Genomic DNA, 943 nt, shown 5'->3' with positions numbered 1-943 from the left:
GCTGGAGCAGCGGGATGCGGTGCCGTCGGGGGGGTTGCCGGTGGTGTTGCTGGAGGCGGCGCAGGAGTTCTCCGATGCGCCGGTGAGTGATGCCGAGCGGGTGGCGCGGTTGCGGCCGGACAATCTGGCGTATGTCATCTACACCTCCGGTTCCACCGGGGTGCCCAAGGGTGTGGGGGTGGCGCACCGCAACGTGGTCGAGTTGCTGGCGAATACCCAGCCGTTGTTCGGGTTCGACGAAACCGATGTGTGGACGTTGTTCCATTCGTTCGCGTTCGACTTCTCGGTGTGGGAGTTGTGGTGCGCGTTGGCGCACGGCGGCAGTGTGGTCGTGGTCGACTATCTGACTTCCCGCTCGCCGCAGCAGTTCCGCGACCTGCTGATCCGCGAACAGGTCACCGTGTTGAATCAGACGCCGTCGGCGTTCTATCAGCTGGTGGAGGCCGACCGCGCCGCGGGTGGGGGTGAGCTGGGGTTGCGGTATGTGATCTTCGGTGGGGAGGCGTTGGATCTGCGGAAGCTGGGTCGCTGGTATGAGCGGCATGGTGAGCGGACGCGGTTGGTGAACATGTACGGCATCACCGAGACCACGGTGCATGTGTCGTTGCTGCCGGTGACCCCGCGCGACACCGCGGAGGCGGCGAGTGTGATCGGGCGGGCGATCCCGGGTCTGGATGCGTATGTGCTCGATGACCGGTTGCATCCGGCGCCGGTCGGGGTGGCCGGACAGATCCATGTGGTCGGCGGGCAGCTGACGCGTGGGTATCTGGGGCGGGCGGGGTTGACCGCGACGCGGTTCGTGGCCGACCCGTTCGGGGCGCCGGGTTCGCGGATGTATCGCAGTGGGGACATCGGCCGCTGGCGGGTGCGCGAGGAGGACGCCGTACTGGAGTACGGCGGTCGTGGTGACCAGCAGGTGCAGTTGCGTGGGTTCCGTATCGAG

The 943-nt window shown here is 67.0% G+C and carries 1 protein-coding gene; it reads left to right on the top strand.

The window, feature by feature from the left end; genetic code table 11:
• A partial coding sequence (locus tag ON21_RS24695; RefSeq protein WP_039801379.1) for an AMP-binding protein occupies positions 1-943 on the top strand: 943 nt, incomplete at both ends.

The sequence above is a fragment of the Nocardia araoensis NBRC 100135 genome (genome assembly GCF_000308435.1).
In the GTDB taxonomy this organism is placed as follows: Bacteria; Actinomycetota; Actinomycetes; order Mycobacteriales; family Mycobacteriaceae; genus Nocardia; species Nocardia araoensis.
The sequence above is the reverse complement of the archived record's forward strand: the minus strand, read 5'-3'. Positions and strand labels throughout refer to the sequence as shown.